The organism is Halostella limicola, assembly GCF_003675875.1.
GTDB lineage: Archaea > Halobacteriota > Halobacteria > Halobacteriales > Natronoarchaeaceae > Halostella > Halostella limicola.
In genome coordinates, this window is record NZ_RCDI01000004.1 from 385,125 (window position 1) to 410,256 (window position 25,132).

The 25,132-nt window shown below is 68.1% G+C and carries 21 protein-coding genes; 14 read left to right on the forward strand and 7 right to left on the reverse strand.

Annotated elements, in window-relative coordinates:
- Positions 1–12 precede the first annotated feature (12 nt).
- From xacF to D8670_RS18855, 6 genes are all read left to right on the forward strand, one after another.
- The gene (gene xacF / locus D8670_RS18830) at positions 13–1,452 is read left to right on the forward strand and encodes a 2,5-dioxovalerate dehydrogenase (RefSeq protein ID WP_121819651.1); all 1,440 of its coding nucleotides are present in this window, start codon (positions 13–15) and stop codon (positions 1,450–1,452) included.
- A 65-nt stretch (positions 1,453–1,517) separates the two neighbouring features.
- The gene (gfo6, locus tag D8670_RS18835; RefSeq protein WP_121819652.1) at positions 1,518–2,600 is read left to right on the forward strand and encodes a D-xylose 1-dehydrogenase Gfo6; all 1,083 of its coding nucleotides are present in this window, start codon (positions 1,518–1,520) and stop codon (positions 2,598–2,600) included.
- 140 nt (positions 2,601–2,740) lie between these two features.
- Positions 2,741–3,607, forward strand: coding sequence for an MBL fold metallo-hydrolase (locus D8670_RS18840; protein ID WP_121819653.1), 867 nt, complete (start codon positions 2,741–2,743; stop codon positions 3,605–3,607).
- Between the two features lie 109 nt (positions 3,608–3,716).
- The gene (locus D8670_RS18845) at positions 3,717–4,892 is read left to right on the forward strand and encodes a mandelate racemase family protein (protein ID WP_121819654.1); all 1,176 of its coding nucleotides are present in this window, start codon (positions 3,717–3,719) and stop codon (positions 4,890–4,892) included.
- Positions 4,893–4,979: 87 nt separating this feature from the next.
- Positions 4,980–6,050, forward strand: a complete 1,071-nt coding sequence (gene gfo6 / locus D8670_RS18850) for a D-xylose 1-dehydrogenase Gfo6 (RefSeq protein WP_121819655.1) — start codon at positions 4,980–4,982, stop codon at positions 6,048–6,050.
- A 381-nt stretch (positions 6,051–6,431) separates the two neighbouring features.
- Positions 6,432–6,752 carry a cupin domain-containing protein gene (locus D8670_RS18855; RefSeq protein ID WP_121819656.1) on the forward strand — a complete coding sequence of 107 codons (321 nt, stop codon included), beginning with the start codon at positions 6,432–6,434 and terminating at the stop codon, positions 6,750–6,752.
- Between the two features lie 39 nt (positions 6,753–6,791).
- Here the strand turns inward: D8670_RS18855 and D8670_RS18860 are convergent, their stop codons facing one another.
- The 3 genes from D8670_RS18860 to D8670_RS18870 all read right to left on the reverse strand — a co-directional run bounded on the left by D8670_RS18860 (position 6,792) and on the right by D8670_RS18870 (position 10,346).
- Positions 6,792–7,724 carry a ring-cleaving dioxygenase gene (locus D8670_RS18860; RefSeq protein ID WP_121819657.1) on the reverse strand — a complete coding sequence of 311 codons (933 nt, stop codon included), beginning with the start codon at positions 7,722–7,724 and terminating at the stop codon, positions 6,792–6,794.
- A gap of 13 nt (positions 7,725–7,737) precedes the next feature.
- The gene (locus D8670_RS18865; protein WP_121819658.1) at positions 7,738–8,376 is read right to left on the reverse strand and encodes an alpha/beta hydrolase; all 639 of its coding nucleotides are present in this window, start codon (positions 8,374–8,376) and stop codon (positions 7,738–7,740) included.
- Positions 8,377–8,495: 119 nt separating this feature from the next.
- A complete protein-coding gene (locus D8670_RS18870) occupies positions 8,496–10,346 on the reverse strand; it encodes a formate/nitrite transporter family protein (RefSeq protein ID WP_121819659.1) in 1,851 nt (616 codons plus the stop codon).
- Between the two features lie 311 nt (positions 10,347–10,657).
- Between D8670_RS18870 and D8670_RS18875 the strand changes: the two genes are divergently transcribed.
- The 5 genes from D8670_RS18875 to D8670_RS18895 all read left to right on the forward strand — a co-directional run bounded on the left by D8670_RS18875 (position 10,658) and on the right by D8670_RS18895 (position 19,155).
- The gene (locus tag D8670_RS18875; protein ID WP_121819660.1) at positions 10,658–11,824 is read left to right on the forward strand and encodes an MFS transporter; all 1,167 of its coding nucleotides are present in this window, start codon (positions 10,658–10,660) and stop codon (positions 11,822–11,824) included.
- A 409-nt stretch (positions 11,825–12,233) separates the two neighbouring features.
- Positions 12,234–13,082 (forward strand): ParA family protein, encoded by an 849-nt coding sequence (locus tag D8670_RS18880; RefSeq protein WP_121819661.1) that lies wholly within the window; start codon positions 12,234–12,236, stop codon positions 13,080–13,082.
- Positions 13,079–13,681 (forward strand): DUF7970 domain-containing protein, encoded by a 603-nt coding sequence (locus tag D8670_RS18885; RefSeq protein ID WP_121819662.1) that lies wholly within the window; start codon positions 13,079–13,081, stop codon positions 13,679–13,681. The genes D8670_RS18880 and D8670_RS18885 overlap by 4 nt, the downstream gene beginning before the upstream one ends.
- 391 nt (positions 13,682–14,072) lie before the next feature.
- On the forward strand, positions 14,073–17,786 hold the full coding sequence (locus tag D8670_RS18890; RefSeq protein WP_162994369.1) for a PKD domain-containing protein: 3,714 nt from the start codon (positions 14,073–14,075) through the stop codon (positions 17,784–17,786).
- Between the two features lie 190 nt (positions 17,787–17,976).
- Positions 17,977–19,155 (forward strand): M24 family metallopeptidase, encoded by a 1,179-nt coding sequence (locus D8670_RS18895; protein WP_121819664.1) that lies wholly within the window; start codon positions 17,977–17,979, stop codon positions 19,153–19,155.
- A gap of 85 nt (positions 19,156–19,240) precedes the next feature.
- Here D8670_RS18895 and D8670_RS18900 read toward each other — a convergent pair whose 3' ends face one another.
- The 3 genes from D8670_RS18900 to D8670_RS18910 all read right to left on the reverse strand — a co-directional run bounded on the left by D8670_RS18900 (position 19,241) and on the right by D8670_RS18910 (position 21,456).
- Positions 19,241–19,720, reverse strand: coding sequence for a DUF8154 family protein (locus tag D8670_RS18900; RefSeq protein ID WP_121819665.1), 480 nt, complete (start codon positions 19,718–19,720; stop codon positions 19,241–19,243).
- Positions 19,717–20,376 carry a helix-turn-helix domain-containing protein gene (locus D8670_RS18905; RefSeq protein ID WP_121819666.1) on the reverse strand — a complete coding sequence of 220 codons (660 nt, stop codon included), beginning with the start codon at positions 20,374–20,376 and terminating at the stop codon, positions 19,717–19,719. The genes D8670_RS18900 and D8670_RS18905 overlap by 4 nt, the downstream gene beginning before the upstream one ends.
- A 111-nt stretch (positions 20,377–20,487) precedes the next feature.
- The gene (locus tag D8670_RS18910; RefSeq protein WP_121819667.1) at positions 20,488–21,456 is read right to left on the reverse strand and encodes a D-2-hydroxyacid dehydrogenase; all 969 of its coding nucleotides are present in this window, start codon (positions 21,454–21,456) and stop codon (positions 20,488–20,490) included.
- Positions 21,457–21,585: 129 nt separating this feature from the next.
- Between D8670_RS18910 and D8670_RS18915 the strand changes: the two genes are divergently transcribed.
- The 3 genes from D8670_RS18915 to D8670_RS18925 all read left to right on the forward strand — a co-directional run bounded on the left by D8670_RS18915 (position 21,586) and on the right by D8670_RS18925 (position 24,496).
- Positions 21,586–22,866, forward strand: a complete 1,281-nt coding sequence (locus tag D8670_RS18915) for an amidohydrolase (protein ID WP_121819668.1) — start codon at positions 21,586–21,588, stop codon at positions 22,864–22,866.
- Positions 22,863–24,164 carry a threonine ammonia-lyase gene (ilvA, locus tag D8670_RS18920; protein ID WP_121819669.1) on the forward strand — a complete coding sequence of 434 codons (1,302 nt, stop codon included), beginning with the start codon at positions 22,863–22,865 and terminating at the stop codon, positions 24,162–24,164. Before D8670_RS18915 ends, ilvA begins: the two co-directional genes overlap by 4 nt.
- A gap of 62 nt (positions 24,165–24,226) precedes the next feature.
- Positions 24,227–24,496: a DUF7571 family protein gene (locus D8670_RS18925; RefSeq protein ID WP_121819670.1), complete on the forward strand. Its 270-nt coding sequence runs from the start codon at positions 24,227–24,229 to the stop codon at positions 24,494–24,496.
- Positions 24,497–24,637: 141 nt separating this feature from the next.
- Here the strand turns inward: D8670_RS18925 and D8670_RS18930 are convergent, their stop codons facing one another.
- Positions 24,638–25,030, reverse strand: a complete 393-nt coding sequence (locus D8670_RS18930) for a hypothetical protein (RefSeq protein WP_121819671.1) — start codon at positions 25,028–25,030, stop codon at positions 24,638–24,640.
- Positions 25,031–25,132: the final 102 nt, after the last annotated feature.

The following is a 25,132-nucleotide window of genomic DNA, read 5'->3' on the forward strand; positions in this document are numbered from 1 at the left end:
ACTAGGTCACGTATGCCCGACGAGCGCCTGAACTACGTGAACGGCGAATGGCGAGAAGCGAACACCGGAGAGACGTTCGAGACGTACGACCCGGCGAACCCCTCCGAGGCCGTCGCGACCTACCCGCAGTCCGACGCCGACGACGCCGCGGAGGCCATCGAGGCCGCCGCCGCGGCGAGCGAGGAGTGGGGCACCACTCCCGGCCCCGAGCGCGGTCGTATCCTCTCGCGCACCGGCGCCCTGCTCGCGGAGCGAAAGGAGGAACTCACCGAACTCCTCGTCAAAGAGGAGGGGAAGACCCGCAGCGAGGCCGGCGGCGAGGTCCAACGCGCGATCGACATCTTCGACTACTACGGCGCGAAGGCCAGCGACCTCGGCGGCACGGTCAAGGGGTCCAGCTCACGGAACACGAACCTCTACACGAAGAACGAGCCGGTGGGCGTCGCCGGCCTGATCACGCCGTGGAACTACCCCATCGCCATCCCGGCCTGGAAGATCGCGCCCGCGCTGGCGGCCGGCAACGCCGCAGTCATCAAGCCCGCGTCGCTCGCCCCCGGCGTCGTCCACGAGATGGCCGAGGCCCTGGACGAGGCCGGCCTCCCGGACGGAGCCCTCAACGTCGTCACCGGCCCCGGCAGCGAGGTCGGCGACACCATCGCCAGCCACCCCGACGTCGACGCCGTCTCCTTCACCGGCAGCACGAAGGTCGGCAACCAGGTGTACGACACCGCGACCGACGACGGCAAGCGCGTTCAGCTCGAGATGGGCGGGAAGAACCCGACCGTCGTCTCCGACAGCGCGGACGTCGAGGAGGCCGCGGACATCGTCGCGTCCGGGGCGTTCGGCGTCACCGGCCAGGCCTGTACCGCCTGCTCCCGCGCGATCGTCTACGAGGAGGTGTACGACGAGTTCGTCGACGCCGTCGTCGAGCGCGCCGAGGCGATCGAACCGGGCCACGGCCTCGACGACCCGGACATGGGCCCGCACGTCAGCGAGTCCGAACTGGAGAGCACGGTCGACTACGTCGAGGTCGGCGAGCGCGAGGGCGCGACCCTCGAAACCGGCGGCGCGGCGATCGACGGCGACGGCTACTTCGTCGAGCCCGCCGTCTTCTCCGACGTCGACCCCGACTACCGCATCGCGCAGGAGGAGATCTTCGGTCCGGTGCTGTCGGTCATCCCCGTAAGCGGCTACGAGGAAGCCCTCGAAGTCGCTAACGGCGTCGAGTACGGGCTCTCGGCCAGCATCGTCACCGACGACCACACCGAGGCCAACCGCTTCGTCAACGAGGCCGAGTCCGGCGTCGTGAAGATCAACGAGAAGACGACCGGGCTGGAACTGCACGTCCCGTTCGGCGGGATGAAGGCGTCCTCCAGCGAGACGTACCGCGAACAGGGCGACGCCGGGCTCGACTTCTACACCATCAGCAAGACGGTGTACGACAACTACTGAACGGGTCGGGCTTCCCCCGTTTTACCGACGCAACGCCTATTACGGCCGGCCGAGAGGGTACCCGCATGGAGCTAGAAGCGCTCGCCGACGACTTCGAGCGACGGGACTGGCAGGAGATCACCGAGACGGACGACCCGGTCCGCTTCGCCATGATCGGCGTCGGGTGGTGGACCCGCGAACAGGCGATGCCGGCCGTGGCGAACGGCGACCTCTGCGAGACGACGGTACTGGTCAGCGGGGACCGCGAGAAGGCCGAGGAGGTCGCCGAGGGCTCGCCCACCGTCGAGCGCGCGATCACGTACGAGGAGTTCCACGACGGCGCTGCGAGCGACGCGTACGACGCTGTCTACGTGGTCACGCCGAACGCGCTCCATCTCCCCTTCGTCGAGACGGCCGCGGAACTGGGCAAGGCGATACTCTGCGAGAAGCCGATGGAGGCGACGATCGAGCGCGCGGAGCGGATGGTCGAGGTCTGCGAGGAGCACGACGCGACGCTGATGATCGCCTACCGGATGCACACCGAGCCGGCGGTCCGGCGCGCGAAAGACCTCATCGACGAGGGGGTGATCGGCGACCCGGTCTTCGTCAACGGCAACATGACCGAGCCGATCCTCGATCTCGTTCCCGACCCTGACCAGTGGCGGCTCGACGGCGAGCTATCGGGCGGGTGTGCGGTCATGGACATCGGACTGTACCCGCTGAACACCAGCCGGTTCCTGCTCGGCGAGGACCCGGTCCGGGTGCGCGGCACGGTCGCGTCCGTGCAGGAGGAGTTCGAGGACGTGCCGGACGAGCACGGCGCGTTCCAGCTCGACTTCCCGGGCCACGTGTACGCGGTCTGTACCGCCAGCCAGAACGCCTACATGGCGAGCCACATCTCGGTCATCGGGACCGAGGGGCGTGTCCGCGTCGAACCGGCCTTCTACCCGTGGGACGACCGCGGGCTCACCGTCTCGCGCGGTGGGACGACGTTCGACGTGGACTTCGAGGGCATAGACCAGATGGAGGAGGAGTTCGAGTACTTCTCGCACTGCCTGCTCGCCGGCGAGGAGCCGTATCCGGACGGGGAGCACGGGCTGGTCGACATCGAGGCGATCAAGGCGGTGTACGAGGCCGCCGAGACGGAGTCGACTGTCGAACTGGACTGAGAGCGACCCGTCGCCGCACCCCCTCGAACACCGCGGCCTCGAACACCTCAGGAGAGACCGAGCCCGCGCTCGTGCGCGTGCCCCAGGACGAACATGCACGGCACCAATATTTTTGCACCGTCCCGCCGAAGCTCCGCGACATGATACGTTCGACATGGGGCGACTGGTTCGTCCGCGACGAGATCGAAGCGGCCGACCCCGGCGACGGGGTGATAGTCTGGTACCTCGGCTGTAACGGCTTCGTCATCCGGTCGCGGTCGACGACGCTGTACGTCGACCCGTACTTCGGGGCGGGCGACCCGCCGAACATCGTCCGCATGATCCCGGTGCCGATGGACCCGGCCGACGCGACCGACTGCGACGGCGTGCTCGTCACCCACGAGCACATCGACCACATGCACCCACCGTCGTACGGCCCGCTGGTGAACGACCTCGGCGCGGACCTGTACGCGCCGGCCGCGTCCTACGAGTCGCCGGACTACGAGGACGACCTCCGAGCGCCCGACGACCAAAGCAACGAGATCGCCGCTGGCGACGACTTCGAGGTCGGCGACTTCACCGTCCACGTACGGGGCGCGAACGACCCGGACGCGATCGAACCGGTGAGCTACGTCGTCGAGCACGACGCCGGCACGTTCTTCCACGGCGGCGACAGCCGCCCGGCCGAGGCGTTCGAAGCGGTCGCCGGGGAGTTCGACGTGGACGTGGGCGCGCTCGCGTTCGGCTCCGTCGGAGAGATCTACAAGCCGGAACTGGGCCGCGGCGAGCGGACGCGCTGGTACATGGACGAGAACCAGGTGATCGAGGCGGCCAACCAGCTAGAACTGATGCGGCTGGTCCCCTCACACCACGACATGTGGCAGGGCGTCGGTGCCGATCCGAAGGTGCTCCACGAGCACGCGGCGTCCCACGAGTACCCTCGGGTCATCGAACCGCCGCACGTCGGCTGTTCGTTCAGGCTGTCCGAGCCCGGGATCCGCCGGATCGGCGCGCTCGACGGGGACTGAGCTGCCGGACGCAGCCGGGCGGACACCACCCATCGCGGCCGGTCGATTCGCCGCGACCCCGACGCGCGCGACGATGCTTTTAATACCACCACTGCGGAATCGTGGCGGTATGGCACCGACGATAACGAAGATCGAGAGCACGGAGTTCCAGTACCCGCTGGAGGACGTGGGTACGGACGAACACGGCTTCAACCTCGTGTACGAGCCCGGGGAGACGACGATGCGGAAGCTGTTCGGTATCAAGATCCACACCGACGAGGGGATCACCGGCGAGTACGTCGGCGGGAACTCGCCCGCCGCCGCGCAGTACAACATCATCGCGCAGTACCTCGTGGGGAAGAACCCGCTCAAGCGCGAGAAGCACTGGTCCGAGATCAAACGCGCCCTCCGGAAGTACGACCGGATGGGGATCGGCCCGATCGACATCGCGCTGTGGGACTTCGCCGGCAAGTACTACGACGCGCCGATCCACGAACTCCTCGGCACCTACCGCGAGCGTATCCCCGCGTACGCCTCGACGTACCACGGCGACGACGCCGGCGGACTCGACTCGCCCGAGGCGTTCGCGGAGTTCGCCGAGGACTGCCGCGACCGCGGCTTCGGCGGCTTCAAGATCCACGGTTGGGGCGGCGGCGACCAGCTCCGCAACCTCGACCGCGAGATCGAGGCCGTCCGGGCGGTCGGCGAGGCCGTGGGCGACGACATGGACCTGATGCACGACCCGGCCTGCGAGCTGGAGACGTTCGCCGACGCGCTCGAACTCGGGCGCGCGCTCGACGAACAGGACTTCTTCTGGTACGAGGACCCCTACCGCGACGGCGGCATCTCCCAGCACGCCCACCGGAAGCTCGCCCAGAAGCTCGACACGCCGATCCTCCAGACCGAGCACGTCCGCGGGCTCGAACTCAAGTCCGACTTCGCCAAGCACGACGGCACGGACTTCCTGCGCGCAGACCCGGAGTACGACGCGGGCATCACCGGCGCGATGAAGGTGGCACACATGGCCGAGGCGTACGGCCTGGACGTGGAGTTCCACGCGCCCGGCCCCGCCCAGCGCCACTGCATCGCCGCCTGCCGGAACTCCAACTACTACGAGATGGCGCTGGTCCACCCGCACTGCCAGAACACCCAGCCGCCGGTGTACGAGGGCGGCTACTCCGACATGATGGACGCCGTCGACGACGACGGCACCGTGACGGTGCCGGACGGTCCCGGCCTCGGCGTCGACTACGACTGGGACTACATCGAGTCGAACAGCACGGGCAGCACCCACGTCTACGAGTAGCGGCGGCCGATCCCCGCTCGTCCCCTTTTTCGCCGCGGCGATCGGAAGACGCGGAGGTTTTTGGTTCGACCGCGAGTACGTCTATCCATGAAAGAGTGGATCGACGGTTTCGACGAGCGGACCTGGCAGACCGCGGACGACGGCACCGTCCGGTACGCGCTGCTCGGACTGGGCTGGTGGACGGTCGACGTCGCCATCCCGGCCATCGAGTCCTCGGACCTGAGCGAGGTAACGGTGCTGGTGAGCAGTTCGACGGAGAAGGCCGAGCGCGTCGCCGACGAGAACGGCGTCGGCCGCGGCATCAGCTACGACGAGTTCCACGACGGCGAGGCGACCGACGAGTACGACGCGGTGTACGTCGGCACGCCGAACGCCTACCACCTAGAGTACGTCGAGACGGCCGCGGACCTGGGAAAACCGGTGCTCTGCGAGAAGCCGATGGAGGCGAGCGTCGAACGGGCGGAGGAGATGGTCGAAGTCTGTGCGGACGCCGACGTGCCGCTGATGATCGCGTACCGAATGCACACCGACCCGACCGTCCAGCGCGCACGCGAACTGATCGAGGACGGCTTCCTCGGGGAGCCCGTCTCCGTGTACGGCAACAACAGCCAGCCGCTGCTGGAGATGATCCCGGACCCAGACCAGTGGCGGCTCGACCCCGACGTGTCGGGGTACGGATCCTCGGTGATGGACCTGGGGCTGTACTCCATCAACACGACGCGGTTCCTCCTCCGCAGGGAGCCCACGACCGTCCAGTCCCGGATGGCCTCGCTCCACGAGGCGTTCGAGGACGTGCCGGACGAGCGCGCCGCATCGCTGTTCGTCTTCGAGGACGACGTGCAGATGGTCTCGACGTCGAGCCAGCACGCCGCCGAGGACACCCAGCTCAAGATCGTCGGCACGGAGGGGACGATCGAACTGGACCCGGCGTTCCACGGCGAACCGACGCTCCGCCTCTCGCGGGACGGCGTCTCGGTCACGGTCGAACACGAGGGGACCGACGCCGAGCGCGAGATGCTGGAGGAGTTCGACTACTTCGCCGACCGCGTGCTGACAGGCGCGGACGTGTACCCCGACGGCCGCCACGGTCTTCAGGACATGCGGATCATCGAGGCGCTCCACGAGTCCGCCGAGAGAGAGGAACCGGTGGATCTCTAGGCGGTCGCAGTACGTCACTCGCGCGTACTGATCCGCGAATTAACTATCAGTTGTTAATTTCCGCTTCGAAATTAACTGAGGCGTCTTCGGATGGTGGATCCTCGATAGCGCCGTACTACACCCGAATACCGTCAGATAGAGCACTATCGCCGTAGAAGTACTCGATGAGAGTATCCGAATCGATCAAACGGATTCTACGGACGGTTGATGATCGCTGCTCTCCTCTCTATCCCTACAGATCCTACCGAGAGCGTTTCAGAGAACGACAGATTCATAGGATATCTGCTATAGTAAATATCTGTATATTTAGCGGACAAATACGGACCAGTCGTCCCTCCCGCGACGACTAGCGTTTTCAGCGTTCGCGCCGTAGCCGAAAGTATGTCACACACCAAGGTCAACAGCGACGACGTCGACCCGGTCGGCGGCGGACTGCGCTTCCTGCGCGACCCGCTCGACGCCGAGAACCTCGGTCTCACGGTCGTCGAGGTCGAACCGGGCTGGACCGGCAAGGAGCACGACCACGCGGACGAAGGCCACGAAGAGATCTACTACCTCGTCGAGGGCTCCGCCACGGTTACGATCGACGGGGAGGACGTGGACCTGGAGTCGGGCGACGCCGTCCGCATCTCGCCCGACGCGTCGCGGCGGATCCGCAACGGCGACGAGGAGAGCACGTTCGTCATGGCGGGCGCGCCGTAGATCGGGACGTTCCGCGGACTTCCCGCGGAGTCCGCTCGCTCACTCCGCCCGCGGGAGGTCGATCGGGGGGAGCTGTCCCTCGATCATCTCTCGGTCCTCCTCGAACCACGGCGGGAGCCGGAGCGACGCACCGAACTCGGCCGGGTCCTCGTCGACCGCGAAGCCCGGTTCGTCCGACGCGATCTCGAAGAGGATCCCGCCCGGTTCGCGCACGTACACCGACTCGAAGTAGAAGCGGTCCTTGATCCGGGTCGGCTCCATACCGGCGTCGTCCAGCCGGTCGCGCCACTCGGCGAGCGACGCGTCCCCTCGCCGGAACGCCACGTGGTGGACGGTGCCGGCGCCCTCCTTCCCGTACTCGGCGTCGACGTCTAACAGGTCCACGACCGCGGCTGCGTCGCCGGGCGCGCGGTAGCGGACGCGGTCGCCCTCCTGATCGACCAGTTCGTAGCCGAGCACCTCCAGGGCGCTGGCGGTGTGGTAGACGCTCGCCGAGAGGAGCGTGACGCCGTGGAAACCGCGGATCGCGTGCTCCGTCGGCACCGACTCGTCGGTCGTCCGCGGTAGCGGCGAGTCGGCGGTGACGAGTTCGAGGCTGTTCCCGTCGTGGTCGCGGAACGCGACGACCGTCTCGTCGAACCGTTCGGTCGGCGAGTCGACGTCGACGCCGCGGGATTCGAGGCGCTCGTGCCAGTACTCCGCGGAGCCAGCGGGGATCGCGAACGCCGTGGTCTGGGGCTGGGGCTTCCCCACTCGGCCCACCTGCCCGCGCTCGAACGGAAAGAACGTCAGCAGGGTCCCCGGCGTCCCCGCGGCGTCGCCGTAGTAGAGGTGATACATGAACTTCTCGTCGAAGTTCACGGTCCGCTTCACCGGGTGCAGTCCCAGCGTCTCGACGTAGAAGTCGACGTTCTCCTGCGGGTCGCCGGCGATAGCGGAGACGTGGTGGAGTCCGGGAGTTGTCGGCGTCATCTGACCGGCCCCCTCACTCCAGGAGACCACGGACCATCTCCGAGACGCGGTCGATCTCGTCGTCGTTGATCCCGTGGCCCAGGTCGTCGTAGATCCGCTTCGTCACGTCGGCGTCGAGGCGCTCGAACGCCTCCGCGGTCTCGTGAACGCGCTCCTGCGGGATGTGCGGGTCGTCGGCGTCGCAGCCGAGGAACACCGGCGTCCCGTCGACCGACCCCTCGTACGCCGCGGGGTCGACTTGGGGGCCGATGAGGCCGCCGGAGAGGACGGCGAGGCCGCCGTACCGTCGCGGGTTGCGCGCGACGAACTCGCTCGCGAGGCAGGCCCCCTGCGAGAAGCCGAGCAGCATGACGCGCTCCGTCGGGACGCCGACGTCGTTCGCCTCGTCGATCGCGTCGCGGATCGCCTGCAGGCCCGACGAGCGCCCCGGCTCGTTGCGTTCGACCGGCGCGAGAAACGAGTTCGGGTACCACGTGTTCCGCGCGGCCTGCGGCGCGAGGAAGGCGACGCCGTGCTCGTGGAACTCGTCGGCCATCCGGACGATGCTCCGCGCGGTGGCCCCGCGGCCGTGAACCAGTACGACGGCCGCCTCGGCAGCGTCGAGCGGCGCGCCGGCGGTCACGAGGGGCTGGTCCTGATGCGGACCGGACACGTCAGCGCACCTCCCGAGGAGATCGCGTAGTCATGCGTGCGGCTAGCCGTTTCGCACACTTGAACCGCGGCATCACGGCCAGGTTTGAGGGGTATCCGTCGAGACGGGTCCCCGCGGCGCTACTGTCTGCCGAAGAGGCGGCCGAGGAAGCTCCGACCGGTGCCGCGCTCGGCGAGCAGGACCGAGCTATCGACCTCCTCGACGGCGGAGAGTTGCAGCGACCCGCGGACCAAGCGGGAGAGGACGCCGCGGTCGGTGGCACCGATCACGATGAGCGTGTGGTCGTCGGACTCCCGCATGATCGCCCTCTCGAAGTCGCCGGAGTCGTCCACTTTCATCGTCGCGTCTGCGAGGTCGTGGTCCGCGGCCCAGTCGGTGAGCCACTGTTCGGCGTCCTGCCGGTCGTCCGGGCTGTCGGCCACGCTCAGGAGCGTTATCTCCGAGCCCGCTACCGCCCGAAGCGTCCGGGCGACTTCCGCGCTCAGGTCGAAGTTCGGAGCGTCCTTCGCTGGCACGAGGACGCGCGACGTGTCCAGATCCCGGTCCTTGAGGACGAGGAAGTCACAGGGGAGTTGCGTGGTCAGGTCGCTCAGCCGGCGGTCGGAACGGGCGGCGCCCCACAGTCCCTTCTCGCCCCAGCCCATCACGACGAGATCCGCGTTCTTGCGGTCGGCGACCTCGAAGATCTCCTGGAACGACCGGTGCGAGACGACGGTCGAGGACTCGCACTCGATGTCGAAGCTCTCCACCGTCTCGCGGAAGTCCTCCATCAGCGCCTCTGACTCCCGGATTATCTGCTGGTTCTGGTTGGGACCGTAGCCCGACGACGCGTGTTCGGGCGTCTGGACGATGTGCGCGATGTGGACGGTGGCGTTCTCCTTGTCGCTGGCGAGGCGACTGGCGAACTCGACGGTGCGGGTCTCGGTGCGCGGGTTCGAGATCGGCACCACCACGCGGTAGGACTCGTCCTCCTCTCCCGCCTCCTCGACGGTGTCGACCAGCGGCACGTACGACTTGCCGACGAAGCCGCCGTAGAACCACTCCCCCACCGAGAGCTGTCGTTCGCCGCCGTCGAACCGCGCAGATTCGAGACGCTCCTCGGTCGTCTGGAAGTAGTTGACGACGGTCACCAGCACCACGCCGCCGATAGTGTTCCCCAGCAGGACCGGGAGAACGAACTGGGTCAGGCCGGTGAAGATGGCGAGGTCGCCGAGGAGCACGAGGTAGGCCATCTCGGTGAACGAGACGACCGAGTGGTACAGGCCACCGAGCGGGATCGCGAGGAACGCGAGATACACTACCACGAGGCGGGAGATCGTATCGCGAGCGGCGTACTCGACCCAGACGACGCCTGCGACGATTAGCCCCGCGAACGCGGCCTTCGAGAACAGGGGCCACCAGCCGGTCTTGACGCCTTTCTGGCCGAGGTCCGCCGCGACGGTCGCCGCCTCGGGCGAGAGGACGCCGCCGAAGGCGAGCGCTGCCGCGCCGAGCGCGCCGCCGGTGAAGTTGCCGGCGAGGACGACGCCCCAGTTGCGAAACAGCGCCGGGAGGCTGGCGAGGCGTTCGAGGGTCAGCGCCACCGGTGGGAGGGTGTTCTCGGTGTACAGCTGGTAGCCACCGATGATTATGTAGATGAAGCCGAGCGGATAGAGAAGCACGCTCAACACCGGATCGCCGCCGGTGGTCGCCGTCATCGTGACCAGCAACATGAACGTGATCGTGATGGCGAACCCGCCGGCCAGCGCGCTGAAGAACAGCTCGCGGCTGCCGGACGTGATCTCCTCGTCCGCCGCGGCGAGGATGCGCTGGAACACCTCGTCGCTCGAGAAGCGGTCGCGGACGACTTTGCCGACCGCCGGCGCGCCGCTCCGCGACACTTCCACCGCCTCTCGCACCGATTCCTCCGGATCGCGTTCGTCCGGTTCGCGTCGACCCGGAACGCGTTCGTCTGCTTCGGGGTCGGCCATTACCGGATAAACCCGCTTTAGGAACTAAACGCTATCCGTATCGGTCGGTCCGGCGGGGGGTTTTCGCGGACTCGAAGTCGCGCGGGAACGCGACGGCCACGCCGAGCCGGTGCGAAACCCCCGTCCCTTTCGCCGCGGCCATCACATTTAGTCCCGTCTCGCACCTCCTCTACCGTGGTGCTCACCCTCCGTCTCGAGAACTCGCGGACGCTCTCCCTCCGACGGCCAGTCGTACCGTCGCCTGCTGCCGCCGCAACGATCGCCCGAGCATCGTACGGCGTCGAGAACGTCGGCCACTACTCCGTCGGAACGTGAGCCGGGGTTGGCGCGCCGTCCTCGTCGTCGCGGCCTGGCAGACGGCCGCGAGCCTCTGCTATTACAGCGTCTTCGCCGCGACCGCGTTCGTCCGGACGGGCTTTGACCTCTCCCGGGCGCTCGTCGGCCTTTTCCTGACCGCCGCGACGCTCGGGTACACGCTGAACTTGTTTCCCAGCGGCGCGGCGGTCGACGGCTTCGGCGAGCGGAGTGTGATGATCGTCGCCCTGCTCGCCCTGGCGACGGGGGCAGTGCTCGTGACCGCAGCGCCGACGTTTCCGCTGCTCCTCGTCGCCAGTGGGTTACTCGGGGCGGCGTACGCGCCCGCGATGCCCGCCTCGAACAAGGGTATCGTCGCCGCGGCACCGCGCGGTCGGGAGAACCTCGCGATGGGCATCAAGCAGGTCGGCGTCACCGCCGGGAGCGGGGCCGCCTCGGTCGTCGTGACCGGCGTCGCCGCCCTCGCGTTCTGGCGGGCGGGGTTCTGGACTATCGCGGCGATAGCGGTCGCCTACGCCGCCGCGTTCGCCCTGCTGTACGACGGGGGCGACGGCGACCGGCGGTTCCAGTGGCCCGACCTCTCGGGGCCGGCCGAGGACCGCGCGTACCTGCTGCTGGTCACCGCCGGCCTCTTCGTCGGGGCGACCATCTACACGATGCTCGGCTACGTTATCCTCTACGTCGAGGACGTGGTCGGTGCCGGTGCCGCGGTCGGCGGCGTCGTGCTCGCGCTGACGCAGGTGACCGGGAGCGCCGGCCGCGTCGGCGCCGGGAGCCTGGCGGACCGCGTCGGCGGTCCGCGGGGGGCCGCGACGGTTGCCTTCGCGCAGGTCGCCGCCGCGGCGCTCATCTTCGCGGGGTTCTCGGTCGGCGTGGCGAGCGTGTCCGCCGCCGCCGTCGCGTTCGTCGGCCTCGGCGCGACCATCCTCGGGAGCACCGGCGTCTACTACTCCTGCCTGAGCGAGCTCGTCGACCCCGACGACGTCGGTGCCGCCTCCGCCGGCGGCCAGACCGCGATAAACGTCGGTGGGCTGGCCGTCCCGCCGTTGTTCGGGTACCTCGCTGACTCCGCGTCGTACGGTCACGGGTGGGCGGTGCTCTCCGCACTGGCGGGCGTCGGCGCCGCGCTGCTGTGGGTCGTCCGTTGCGAGATCGATCCTTGATTCCGGTCGGTCCCGACCCCAGCTGCTGCGATTCGATCAAGCGTACTTTCCGCGTTCGTCGCGTGTGCTTCGGGTAGAACTTCGCCTCAGTGTTATTCTACAGTGTGACTGTACAGTGTTGCTGTTCAGTAGCACTGAGATGGCTGGTTGCAGCATAACACTTCACACCCCCTCAGAGAGTAGACGTTGTCAGGGTCAGAGGCTACAGTCAGGGAAGTTGTGCGGTAGTACTACTAAGCGGCACTGACGGATGCAACTCCGGGGTTGTTTCATCCAGTGTTTTTGCGCAGCCGGCTTCTCCAGGATAACCATTCAGTGTTACTGTTCAGTATAACTTTCCAGTCATACTCTCCAGCAACACTGTGAAGTGTGAGTGGGTTTTATAACTCCTCAATTGATCTGTCCAGCCATGATAACGTACACAACGTACTCCGAGGCGGGCGGGGTCGGCAAGACGACGACCGCGGCGAACCTCGCGGTCGCGCACGCGCGAAACGGGCACGACGTACTCTGCATCGACCTCGACCCGCAGGAGGGGAGCCTGAGCTACCTATTCGACGTCGACGGCGAGCGCTCCGACGGCACGGCGGACAACATCGTCCGCCACCTCATCGGGCGACCGAAAGGAGACTTCCGGGACCTGATCCGCGAGACCGAGGAGGAGGGCGTGGACGTGATACCGAGTCACAACATGCTCGAGAACCTCACGAGGAACCTGATGAAGGCCGCGGAGATCGAGGAGGACATGCACCCGGACGACGACTTCGAGTGGCCGAAACACGAGCAGCTCCTCCGGGTGCTGAAGGAAAACGGCGTGCCGGGCGACTACGACGTGATAATCTGCGACCCGCAGGCGACGCCGGGCGACGCGCTGAACAACGCCATCTTCGCGACGCGGTCGGTCCTCCTGCCGGTCGAACTCTCGGGGAAAGGGGCGCTGAGCATCCGGGGCCTCGACGACCTGGTGTCCGGCCTCGAAGGCGAGGTCGGCATCCAGGTGGGCGTGCTCGGCGTCGTTCCGGTCGGGTTCAAGCGGACGAACACCCAGCAGTCGCGGCTCGAAGAACTGGAGTCGTCGGAGTTCGACATGCCGGTGGTGTTCAAGGAGCGCGCCAGCCTCATGCAGAACATGTGGGACTACCAGACCTCGGCCTACGGAGTGCTGGAGGACAAGCGGGAACCCAACGGGGAGTACGAACTGGAGACCCTGGAGAAGTACGACGACCTCGCGGCCGAAATCGAGGGTGAGTTCGAATGAAGTCCGGCGCCGGCGACGACCCCTTCGCGGACGACCCATTCGACGAGGACGAGGCGGACGACCAAGCGGACCCGGAGACAGAAACCGCTGCCGAAGCCGAAGCGGAAGAACCCGAACCGGATGAGTCGGGACAGACGCGAGGCCGGGACTCGAAAGCCAGCGAGGACGTCGACGAGAGCACGGACGACAGCGACGCCGCGGACGGGGACGACGGCCGAACTGGCGGGACCGGAGAACGAGTGTCGACGGGGAGCGGACAGCCTGCGAACGAACAGCCGACGGGCGAGACGAGTTCCTCGGAAGACGGCGGCGGAGGCGAGGACGAGAGCGACGATTCGGACGCCGCGGCGACGCAGGACATCCCGTGGGTGCTCCGACGCTCCCGCGTCAAGGAGGACCGGGACAACGTCCACCAGTTCTTCCTCCGCGACGAGTACTCGAAGGCGGAGGACGACATCATCGCCGCGGTCGCCGAGGAGCTTGACGTCCGCGAGAAGCAACTGAAGAAACTGGACGTGCGGGAGGCGATGGTCGCGACCGCCGACGCCGAGGCGATCGCCGAGACGCTGTCGGAGTGGGGCTACGAGTACGTGGACTGACTCGCCGCGAATTTATATCATCATCAGTACCTTTTTCAGGACCCTATCTCTGGTCGATCTAAGGCGAAAGTAGGGAACGCAAACCCGCTTCTCGACGCGGAGAGTGCGTGCGCGAGCCGTCCTAAAACCTCCGTATACGGCACCTAATCCGCGGTATACGGCCAATACCGGTGTCGTAGATGGCGTCTTCTCAGACCGAATACGGTCCATTACAATGTATACGCTAGCAGAAATATCGAGGCGGAGATGTCATGAATCGGAACATCGAAATCGGAGCGGACAGTAGCGGCGGAGACGGGCGTTTACGGCCCCGCGGCGCCGCAACTCTCGCGCGCGAGACGTGCGAGGGGAAGAGAGGACAGCCGATATGGGCGACGAGAGGTGGGCGACCATGACCTCGCGGAGAGACAAACTCCGGAGCGCGGCGCTCGCCCTCCTGATGGTGACCTCGGTGTTCGCCACGGTCAACGTCGCGGCGCTCGGGTTCGTCGGAACGGCGGAGGCCGCGCCGGGCGACCCAGCGACGTTCGCCGTCACGCAGAACGGTCAGTGCTTCGAGGTCTCGTCGTTCGGCGACGGGACGCAGTCGGTCGAGAACTTCTACGACTACCGCCCGACGAGTTCCGGGGCCTACAGCTCGCACGGCACGACGGAGTTCCAGGAGAACGATACGACCCAGATGTTCCTCTACAACGGGTCCGAAGGCGTCAGCCTGGTCGTCGTGCACGACAAGCTGAACGGGGACGACTCCGGCGGGAACGTGACGTTCAACGTCTCCGGCGTTCCGTCCGGAAGCGAGTGGGCCGTCAGAGACGATTACTACGAGAACAACGACGGCGAGCAAGCGGATACGAACTACGACAACTTCAGCATCGACGGCGACACGGCCCACGCCGACTGGTTCTGGGTGGACGACCGCACCGACGGCGGCGCCCTGCGTGCCCCGCAAGGCGCGGAGTTCAGCATGACCGTCACCCCGGCGTTCAACGAGGACGCCCATCACGACCACCCCGACGGCCGGTACAACGGCGGGCAGATCACGACGTGGAACGTCCGGTCGCCCGACGGCACCGCGGGCGGGGGAGCGACCGAACTCGACATGAGCCAGCCGGTGTCGATCGAGACCGGCGGCTGCGGCTCCGCGCCCGACGCGAGCCTCGACGCGACGCCGGCGAACGCGTCCATCGGCGAGAACGTCACCTTCGACGCGAGCGGCTCGGTCGACGAGGACGGCGACATCGCCGAGTACCGCTGGGACTTCGACGGCGACGGACAGGTCGACCGCACGACCCAGGGAGCGACGACGCAGGCCGCCTACGACGCGGCCGGCGAGTACGAAGCCTCCGTCACCGTCGTCGACGAGGAGGACCGGAGCGACACGGCGACCGCGAACGTCTCCGTCAGCGAATCGCTGACGGCGCATGCGGACGTTCCGTCCGGGGTCGAGGTGAACGAGACGTTCACCGCCGACGGCTCGAACAGCACCGGCGACGTACGGACCTACGAGTGGGACTTCGGCGACGGTACCACACGATCGGGCGAGACCGTCGACCACGCCTACGACCAGACCGGCACGTACACGGTCACACTGACGGTCTCCGACGGGTCCGGTGACGAGGACACCACGACCGCCGAGGTGACGGTGACCGAACCCGACGAGACGCCGCCGAACGCGTCGCTGACGGCGACGCCGGAGAACGCGTCGCTCGGCGAGAACGTCACCTTCGACGCCGGCGACTCGTCCGACGACGGCACCATCGCGGAGTACCGCTGGGACTTCGACGGCGACGGGCAGGTCGACCGCACGACCCAGGGGGCGACGACGCAGACCGCCTACGACGCGGCCGGCGAGTACGAAGCCTCCGTCACCGTCGTCGACACCGGCGACAACGAGGACACGGCGACGGCGACGGTCACGGTCTCGGACGAGACGCCGCCGAACGCCAGCGCGAACGTTCCCTCCCGAGTCGCGGTCGGTGATACGTTCACCGCCGACGGGTCGGACAGCACCGATAACGGCGAGATCGTCAGCTACGAGTGGGACTTCGGCGACGGCGCCAACGCTACCGGCCAGAGCGTCACCCACGCGTACGACGAGAACGGGACCTACGAGGTCACCCTGACCGTCACCGACGCCGCCGGGAACGCGGACAGCGACACGGTCACCGTCGAGGCGGTCGACGCCGACGAGGACGCCGCGCCCAACGCGAGCCTCGACGCGACGCCGTCCACCGCGAACACCGGCGAGACGGTCACCTTCGACGCCAGCGGCTCCTCGGACGACGACGGCATCATCGAGTACCGCTGGGACTTCGACGGCGACGGCAAGGTCGACCGCACGACCGAGTCGGCGACGGCGGAGAAGACCTACGAGCACGCCGGCGAGTACGGGGCGACGGTCACCGTCGTCGACACCGCCGGCCAGACGGACACCGCCTCAGCCACCGTAACCGTCGAGGACTCCGACGACGGCGGCGACGGCGGCGACGCGCCGCCGACGGCCGCGGTCACCGCGCCGGAGACGGTCGTCGTGAACGAGACGTTCGAGATAGACGCCAGCGGGTCGACCGACGACGACGGCATCGTCGAGTACCGCTGGGACTTCAACGACGACGGCAAGATCGACCGGACCACGACCGAGGCGAAGACGATCAAGGTGTACAACCGGCCGAAGACCTTCACCACGGAGGTCACCGTGGTCGACGCTTCGGGACAGACCGACTCGGCGACCGTGACCATCGAGGCCACGGAGCCAGACGACGAGGCCCCGACCGGTGACGTGCACGCGCCGGAGACGGTCAACGTCGGCGAGGAGTTCGCCGTCAACGTGACGAACGTGCACGACGAGAGCGGCATCGCGCACGTCTGCTGGTACTTCGACGGCGAGAAGGGGCCCGACGGGCGGAGCGCGACGGTCGCGTTCGACTCGGCGGGCACCCACACCGTCTCGGTGCTGCTGCGAGACGAGGAGGGCAACGAACGCACCATCTCCACGCAGGTGGAGGTCGTCGCGGAGGACGACGGCGGTGACTCCGGTGGCGACGGCGGAAACTCCGGCGGCAACACCGGTGGTAACACCGGGGGTAGCGCTGGCGGCAACACCGGAGGCCACACCGGCGGCAGCGCCGGGAGCGCGGACGACGGCGACGAGTCCGACGGCTCGTCGATGGAGACCGAGGTCGACACCTCCGCGGCGAACGTCGTCGCGCTCTCCGTCACCGGCGCCGACGCCGGCGACCACGCGACGGTCGCCATTCCCGCCGACAACTGGACCGAGGCCCTGACGTTCGACGGGATGACGACGACGTTCGACGCCGCGGGCGACTACGACTTGACGGTCGAGTCGAGCGCCGACGCCCCCGAGAACGTCACCGCGCCGACGGTCGAGGGCGACGGCTTCGCGCCGCAGGCGTACCTCACCGTCGACCATCCGAACGTGAACGACGAGGACGTGCGCAACGCCTCGATCACGTTCACTGTTCAGAAGGACCTGCTCGACCGGACTGACGCCGAGCCCGACGCCGTCGGGCTCTACCGCGCGACCAACGGCTCCTGGGAGCGGGTCGAGGTCGAGCACCTCGGCGAGAACGGCTCGGTCCACGAGTTCCGCGCGAACCTGACCGAGCTGTCGACGTTCGCCGCGGGCGTCGACCGGCCCTCGACGGCCGTGACGGAGGTCGCGATCGACGACACCGACGTCAAGGCGGGCGACGTTATCGAGGTCACGGCGACCGTCGCGAACGACGGTCGCGCCGACGGGACGGTCGCCGCCGAGCTGACGGTCGACGGCACGGTCGTCGCGAGCGAGAACGTGAGCGTCGCCGCCGGCGAGACGGCGACGGTCGCCTTCGAGCACGAACTGGCGAGCGCCGGCACGCTGACCGTCGGCGTCAACGGCGAGACGACCGACCTCTCCGTCGCGTCGGTCGAGACCGACGACTCCGACGACGCGACCGAGAGCACGACCGAAGCGGGCGACGGCTCGTCGGACGACTCCGACGACCCCGACGAGTCCAACTCGCTCGGCCAGCCCGGCATGGGCGTCGGCGCCGCGCTCGTCGCGCTGCTGTGCGCGTCGCTGGTGGCGCTGCGCCGGCGGGACTGAGGAGCGATTTCGGCTGCAGTTCTTTTTTCGCTGCCGTCAGGTCGATAGTCCCGACGGCGCGGTCGGCGTGCGTAGCGGACTGTCGGGACGGCAGCGTGCGCCACTGCAGATAGGTACACACTATCTGTATCTATTGTACACGAAAAGCTTTTGCTCGTCGTGGCCGATCCGTTATCCGAGCTTCGTTACCATGTCACTAGACGTCTTCGGCGACGCCGAGTACGAGCGGCGGATCTCCCGGGCGAAAGAGCGGATGCAAGAGGAGGAGTTGGACGCGCTGGTCGTCTCCGACCCCGCGAACATGAACTACCTCTCCGGCTACGACGGGTGGTCGTTCTACGTGCACCAGGCGGTGATCCTCACCGCGGACGCCGACGAACCGGTGTGGGTCGGCCGCGGGATGGACGCGAACGGCGCGCGGGCCACGACGTGGCTCTCTGAGGCGAACATCCGGGCGTACAGCGACGACCACGTCCACTCGCCGCGCGACCTCCACCCGATGGACTACGTCGCGGGCGTGCTGGAGGACCTGGGCGTCGCGGACGGGCGCATCGGCCTGGAGATGGACGCCTCCTACTTCACGGCGAAGTCGTACACGCGCCTGCTGTCGAACCTCCCCGAGGCGGAGTTCGAGGACGCGACGCTACTGGTCAACTGGGTCCGCGTGAAGAAGTCCGAGCGGGAACTCGACTACATGCGCGAGGCCGCGCGGATCTCTGAGGAGGCGATGGCCGCCGGCCTCGACGCCATCGAGGCGGGCGTCCCCGAGTACGAGGCCGCAGCCGCCGTTTACGACGCGCTGATCACCGGCACCGACGAGTACGGCGGCGACTACCCGGCCATCGTCCCGCTGATGCCGTCCGGCGACCACACCGGGACGCCGCACCTCACCTGGACGGACCGCGAGTTCGAGGAGGGCGACCCCGTGATCATCGAACTCTCCGGTTGTCGCCACCGCTACCACTCGCCGCTCGCGCGGACGACGTTCGTCGGCGACCCGCCGGAGGAGATACAGCGCACCGCCGACGTGGTCGTCGAGGGGCTGGAGGCCGCGCTCGACGCCGCGGAGCCGGGCGTCACCTGCGAGGCCGTCGAGAAGGCCTGGCGAGAGACAATAGCGAAGTACGACATCGAGAAGGAAGACCGGATCGGCTACTCGATGGGACTGGGCTACCCGCCGGACTGGGGCGAGCACACCGCCAGCCTCCGGCCCGGCGACGAGACGGTGCTGGAGGAGGACATGACGTTCCACATGATACCCGGCATCTGGGGCGACGACTTCGGCGTCGAGATCAGCGAGACGTTCCACGTGACGAGCGACGGCGCGGAGGCGCTCGCCGACTTCCCGCGGGAGCTGTTCACGACGTAGGGCCGTGACGGAGCTTGCGGTGTGAAAGCCCCGGAACTCGCTGGTTCGCTCTCAGCCCACAGCGGGAGTTAGTAGGACCCCTCGATCAGCAAAGACAATCTCGAGTCCTGGTCAACTCGACGACCTCCGCGTGTAGTTTCGTGGCCAACTCGTACGTCGTTCGGGCGCGGTATTCGCCGGCAATGCCGGTCCGGTAGTACGACTCCGACCGATTCTCACGCCAGAGTTCCCGCAGCCGGTCGGCAACGTCGCGAGAGAAGAGCCCCGCTCGGACGCCTAGTCCGTAGACTTCGGTGTGGGACTGCCCGGGAACGTCGTACCCTTTCTCCTCGACGTAAAACTGAATCGACCGCTCGATCGCGACGAACGAGGCCTCGATGATCACGGTGATGTGACCGTTCCGGTCGAACAGGAACCCTGCGGCATCGAGGAGGCGGCACGCTTTGCGCAGCTGGAGGACGGCCGCGTCGGCGACGTGCTCCAGTCCGACTTCCGGATGCTCCGGTCGCCGTTGGAAGGCGTCTTCGGCGTCGGTGAGCGCTTCTTCGAGGTCCTGCGAGGTCATTTCGACTCACCGCCGAACACGGCCCGTTTGGCGCGGTCGAACGCTGCGCTCGAGTACAACACGATCCCCTTCCGGAAGATCTCCTGCACGTCGCTGCTGCGCTTGCGAACGCTCTCGGCGGACTCGACGAAGGTCTCGAACTCGTACCGATCGCCGTCGAAGGGCCGCTCCTCGAGGTCTCGCTTGGCGTCCGCGACGGCGCGCCGCGTACGTACCACCGCGTCGTCATCGTCGACGAGCACGAACACGTCGATGTCGCTCGCCCGGTCGGCCTCGCCGCGGGCGACGCTGCCGAAACAGACGACGCCCGCGACGTGGGAGCAGTCGTCGGTGATTCGGTCGACGAACGCCTGTAGCGGTTTCCGGAACTCGGACTGGGGCACATCGAAGATCGGGTCGTCGGCTTCGTGAAGGCGGTCCTCGTCGATCTGGTAGAGCGTCTTCCGGCCGACGTCGCGGCGGACGACCAGGCCCAGATCCTGCAGCAACGAGAGGGCCTTCGAGACGCTCGGCCCGCCGAAGCCGGTGAGCTCCTGAAGGTCGCGATTCGAGAACTCGTCCGCGGGGTTCTGTGCCGTTATTTCGAGGATGTCGTCCATCGCTTCGTACCGGAATATCTGCTCGTCGGGGAGCGGCAGTCGGAGGTCGACGTGCATACTGTTATACTATACGTAATTGTTTATTCAGTATATAACAGTACCGCTCGTTCGGCCACGGATTATCGGGCTGAGAAACCGAACTGATGCAGACCGCGGAGAGTGAGTCGGTCAGTCACCGGGCGCGACCACCAGATTCACCAACTCGTCGCCGGACTCCAGCGCGGCGACGTTCTCCGCGACGATGTTGGCGAGTCGGTCCCAGTGCTTCGGCGTGTGACCGCCGGTGTGGGGCGTGATCAGGCAGTTCTCCAGGTCCCAGAGCGGGTGGTCCGCCGGCAGCGGTTCGGGGTCGGTGACGTCCAGCGCCGCGCCGCGGATCTTGTTCGACTGCAGCGCCGCGACGAGCGCGTCGGTGTCGACGATGCCGCCGCGGGCGGCGTTGACGAGGACGGCGTTCGGCGGGAGCGTCGCGAACTCGTCCGCGCCGACGAGGCCGCGCGTGAGGTCGGTGAGCGGGCAGGCGATCACGACGTAGTCGCTCCGGGAGAACGCGTCGTGGATCGCCTCGTCGTCGAAGCCGACCACCTCGTCGGTCGGACCGCCTTTCTCCGGCGAGTACCGGACGCCGACCGTCTCCACCTCGAACCCCTTCAGGCGCTGCGCGACGGCCTGCCCGATGGAGCCGAGGCCGACGATCGTCACGGTGCTGCCGGCGAACTCGTGGGACTGGAAGTGCCGCCACTCGGCGTTCTGCTTGCGCCGCCACCCCTCGTGCAGGCGGCGGGCGAACACGAGCACGTTCCCGATCGCCTGCTCGGCGATGCCCGGCGCGTGGATGCCGCCGGCGTTGGTCACCGCGACGCCGCGGTCGGCGAGCGCGTCCGTCGGGACGTGGTCGGTACCGGCGAAGGTGCACGCGAACAGCTCCAGCCGCTCCGCGCCCGCGATCAGCGACTCCTCAACGGTGATCCCCGTCACGACGCGGGCGCCCGAAACGAGTTCGCGCTCCTGCTGGGGCGTCCTCGCGTGCGCAACGGTGTAGTCGGGGAGACGCTCACGGAGCGCCTCCGCGTACGATGCCATCGAGAGTCCCTCGGTCCCCTCGCGGAGGACCGCGATGTCTGGTTGCGTGCTCATGTGGTGTCTCCCGCGTCGGTCGACGCGGACGGATGACGGTACGATCGGTCGTATCGAACTTAATCTTTCGTGTATGGTATTAACGACTACTGTGTACAGTTAAGGTCGTGGAGCACGTTACCGGATCGCATGAACGAGCCGAGCCGAGACGGGTTCGCGTCCGTGCGCCGCGGCTTCCACACCCACCCGGAACCGGCGTGGCGCGAGTTCTACACCACCGCGCGGATCGTCGAGGAACTGCGCGACGTCGGCGTCGACGAACTGGCGGTCGGACCGGACGCGTACGACCCGGACGACCGGATGGCGGTGCCCGACGACGACGAGATCGCCCCCTGGCGGGAGCGAGCGCGAGAACGGGGGGCCGACGAGGCCCTGCTCGACCGGATGGCCGGCGGCAACACCGGCGCGGTCGCCGTCCTCGACCGGGGCGAGGGGCCGGCGGTCGGCCTGCGGGTCGACATCGACGGGCTGTTCATCGAGGAATCGACGGACGAGGGGCACCGCCCGGCGGACGAGGGGTTCCGCTCGGAGATCGACGGGACGATGCACGCCTGCGGCCACGACGCCCACGTGACGTGGGGGCTGGGCGTGCTCGAAGCGATACGGGAGAGCGAGTTCGCCGGCCGCTTCGTGGTCTTTTTCCAGCCGGCCGAGGAGACCGGCGGCGGCGGCCGCCCGATGGCCGAGAGCCGCTACGCCGCGGATCTCGATTACCTCTTCGCGGCCCACGTCGGCCTCGACCACCCGACCGGCGAGGTCGTCGCCGGCATCGAGAAGCCGCTCGCCATGTGCCACGTCGACGCGACGTTCCGGGGGACCTCCGCCCACGCCGGCAAGGCCCCGAACCAGGGCGACAACGCGATGCAGGCGCTCGGGACGGCGATCCAGAACGCCTACGGCATCCCCCGCCACGAGGACGGGATGACCCGGGTCAACGTCGGGAAGGCCGAGGCCGGTACCGCGAGCAACGTCATCGCCGAGCGCGCGCACGTCGAGGCCGAGGCCCGCGGCGAGACGACCGCGCTCAAGGAGTACGCGAAGCGCCGCCTCCGACGCACCTTCCGGCACTCGGCGGAGATGCACGGCTGCGACCTGGAGTTCGACGTGGTCAGCGAGTCGCCCCGCGCCGACAGCGATCCCGAACTCGCCGAGGTGATCGCCGGCGTCGCGAGCGGCGTCGACGGCGTCGACACGGTCGTCCCGAGCGCCGACTTCGGCGCGAGCGAGGACGCGACGTTCCTGATGAAGCGCGTGCAGGAGGACGGCGGGCTCGCCGCCTACCTCATCGTCGGCACCGACCACCCGACGAGCCACCACACGCCCACGTTCGACGTGGACGAGCGCAGCCTCGCCACCGGCGTCGACGTCCTGACGAACTCCATCCTCGCCGTCGCGGAGGACGGGCCGTGAGCGGGGACGGGGACGCTGACGGTCGGGCGAGCGACGGCGAACCCGACGACGCCTCCGCGGTCGTCACGTACGAGGACGTTCACGACGCCCGCGAACGCGTCGCGGACGTCGTCCACCGGACGCCGCTCGACCGCTCGACGACGTTCGCGGAGATGACCGGGGCCGACGCCGTGGGCCTGAAACTCGAAAACGCCCAGCGGACGGGGTCGTTCAAGATCCGCGGCGCGTACAACGCGATGGCGCAGCTCTCCCCGGCGGAGCGCGAGCGGGGCGTCGTCGCCGCGAGCGCGGGCAACCACGCGCAGGGGGTCGCGCTCGCCGGCGACCTCCTCGGGATCGACGCGACCGTCGTCGTCCCCGAGGTCACTCCCGCCGCGAAGATCGACGCCGCCCGGGGGTACGGCGCGGAGGTCGTCGTCGAGGGCGACATCTACGAGCGCTCCTACGAGCACGCCCTCGACCTGGCCGATCGGGAGGGTCTGGTCTTCGTTCACCCGTTCGACGACGCACGGATCATCGCGGGGCAGGGGACCGTCGGGGTCGAACTGCTCGAGCAGTTCCCCGAACTCGACACCGCCCTCGTCGCGATCGGCGGCGGCGGGCTGATCGCCGGGATCGCGACGGTCCTGAAAGCCCACGACCCGGAGGTCCGCGTCGTCGGCGTCCAGCCGGAGGGGGCGCTCCACGCCAAGCCGTCGCTGGCGGAGGACCGCATCCGCGAACTCCCCGACGTAGACACCGTCGCGGAGGGGATCGCCGACACACGTCTGCTCGAACGGACCTTCGCGGTCCTCCGCGAGCGCGTCGACGCGGTGGTCGGCGTCACGGACCGCGAGATGGCCGTCGCGGTCGCCCTGCTCGCAGAACGGGCGAAGACCGTCGCGGAACCGGCCGGCGCGGCCCCGGTCGCCGCAGCGCTCTCCGGCGCGGTGAACGTCGAGGGCGAGAGCGTCGCCTGCGTCGTCTCCGGCGGCAACGTGAACCTGACCGACCACGCCGAGCTCTCGCGCGTCGGCCTGCTGGCGCTCGATCGGTACGTCGAAGCCCGGCTGGCGCTCACCGACTGGCCGTCAGCCCTCGGCGACGTGGCCGACGCGGTGGCGTCTCGCGGCGGCGAACTCGACGCGGTCGAGCGCGTCGGCCCGAGCGCGGGCGACCACCCGAACCGGACACCGGTCTCGATCGGCGTCGAAGGGAGCGGACCGGACCACCTCTCGGCGGTGCTGGACGCGCTCGACGCGCTGGACGGCGTATCGGTCGTCTCGTCGGCCCTCGACGGCCCGCCTTCGGATCGGTAGGTGACAGTTCCGCCGTGCGGCAGACCTTTGTGAGAGGGTCTCAATGCACTAATCGGATCGACATGAAACCGTGCCAGAACTGTCAGGCGGTCATCGACGAGTACGTCTTGGACAAACAGCTCGAACCCCTGCGCGAGCTCACGGTCGACGACTTCAACGTCTGCGGCGACTGCGCGACCATCGTCGACGACGCGTGCGTGGAGTGCGGCGGCGCGGTCTACGTTCCTCGCGACGCGGCCGTCACCCCCGATTACTGCCCGGCGTGCCGATCCGACCTCATCGACCGCACCGGTACCGATCCCGGGTGGACGCTCGACGCGACGTCCGCCTGAAGACGGGTAGCCGTCCGCGGGCGGTTCCCGGTCGCTTTTCTTCGGACTCGCCGCTATCGCGGAGAGGGATCAATGCTACAGGAGGCGCTCACCGGCATCCGGGGAGAGCCTTCGGCGCCGACCGCGCGGACGACCGTCGACTCACTCGTCGCCGTGGCGTTGCAGATACGCCTCGCGGTTGCCGACGAGGTGCTCGTCGAGCCACGTCTCCGGGAGCGCCGTCGTCTCCATCGCCGCGAGGTAGTTCTCGCCGGGTTCGCGCACCCAGGCCTCGGCAACGGTTCTGGTCATCGTACCGACTTCGAGCGGGACGTCGATCGGTTCCTCCTCCGTGATGACCTCGGCGTGGCCGGCGTCCCGCAGCGTCTCGAGGGCGTCCATGACGGCGTCGTAGCTGAGCGTGGTCCGCTTGACCAGTTCGTCGCTGGTCGTCTCGCCGCGGTCCAGACACCACAGCACGGTGAACGCGACCGGAGAGATGTCGCGCTCGGACGCGGCGACGGGAGAGTCGTGGGATGGGCTTCGAGAGTTCATTGTCGTACTGGCGGCGAGTTCGGCAGATCGGCAGTCGATCGCGTCTGTGGGAGCGCGGCCGGACGGCCGACGGTAGCGTCGCCGCCGCGCCCCGACAGCGCA

Coding starts and splice junctions, on each gene's coding strand:
- xacF (WP_121819651.1), top strand. CDS start 13: ATGCCCGACGAGCGCCTGAACTACGTGAACGGCGAATGGCGAGAAGCG.
- gfo6 (WP_121819652.1), top strand. CDS start 1,518: ATGGAGCTAGAAGCGCTCGCCGACGACTTCGAGCGACGGGACTGGCAG.
- D8670_RS18840 (WP_121819653.1), top strand. CDS start 2,741: ATGATACGTTCGACATGGGGCGACTGGTTCGTCCGCGACGAGATCGAA.
- D8670_RS18845 (WP_121819654.1), top strand. CDS start 3,717: ATGGCACCGACGATAACGAAGATCGAGAGCACGGAGTTCCAGTACCCG.
- gfo6 (WP_121819655.1), top strand. CDS start 4,980: ATGAAAGAGTGGATCGACGGTTTCGACGAGCGGACCTGGCAGACCGCG.
- D8670_RS18855 (WP_121819656.1), top strand. CDS start 6,432: ATGTCACACACCAAGGTCAACAGCGACGACGTCGACCCGGTCGGCGGC.
- D8670_RS18860 (WP_121819657.1), bottom strand. CDS start 7,724: ATGACGCCGACAACTCCCGGACTCCACCACGTCTCCGCTATCGCCGGC.
- D8670_RS18870 (WP_121819659.1), bottom strand. CDS start 10,346: ATGGCCGACCCCGAAGCAGACGAACGCGTTCCGGGTCGACGCGAACCG.
- D8670_RS18880 (WP_121819661.1), top strand. CDS start 12,234: ATGATAACGTACACAACGTACTCCGAGGCGGGCGGGGTCGGCAAGACG.
- D8670_RS18885 (WP_121819662.1), top strand. CDS start 13,079: ATGAAGTCCGGCGCCGGCGACGACCCCTTCGCGGACGACCCATTCGAC.
- D8670_RS18890 (WP_162994369.1), top strand. CDS start 14,073: ATGACCTCGCGGAGAGACAAACTCCGGAGCGCGGCGCTCGCCCTCCTG.
- D8670_RS18895 (WP_121819664.1), top strand. CDS start 17,977: ATGTCACTAGACGTCTTCGGCGACGCCGAGTACGAGCGGCGGATCTCC.
- D8670_RS18900 (WP_121819665.1), bottom strand. CDS start 19,720: ATGACCTCGCAGGACCTCGAAGAAGCGCTCACCGACGCCGAAGACGCC.
- D8670_RS18905 (WP_121819666.1), bottom strand. CDS start 20,376: ATGCACGTCGACCTCCGACTGCCGCTCCCCGACGAGCAGATATTCCGG.
- D8670_RS18910 (WP_121819667.1), bottom strand. CDS start 21,456: ATGAGCACGCAACCAGACATCGCGGTCCTCCGCGAGGGGACCGAGGGA.
- D8670_RS18915 (WP_121819668.1), top strand. CDS start 21,586: ATGAACGAGCCGAGCCGAGACGGGTTCGCGTCCGTGCGCCGCGGCTTC.
- D8670_RS18925 (WP_121819670.1), top strand. CDS start 24,227: ATGAAACCGTGCCAGAACTGTCAGGCGGTCATCGACGAGTACGTCTTG.
- D8670_RS18930 (WP_121819671.1), bottom strand. CDS start 25,030: ATGAACTCTCGAAGCCCATCCCACGACTCTCCCGTCGCCGCGTCCGAG.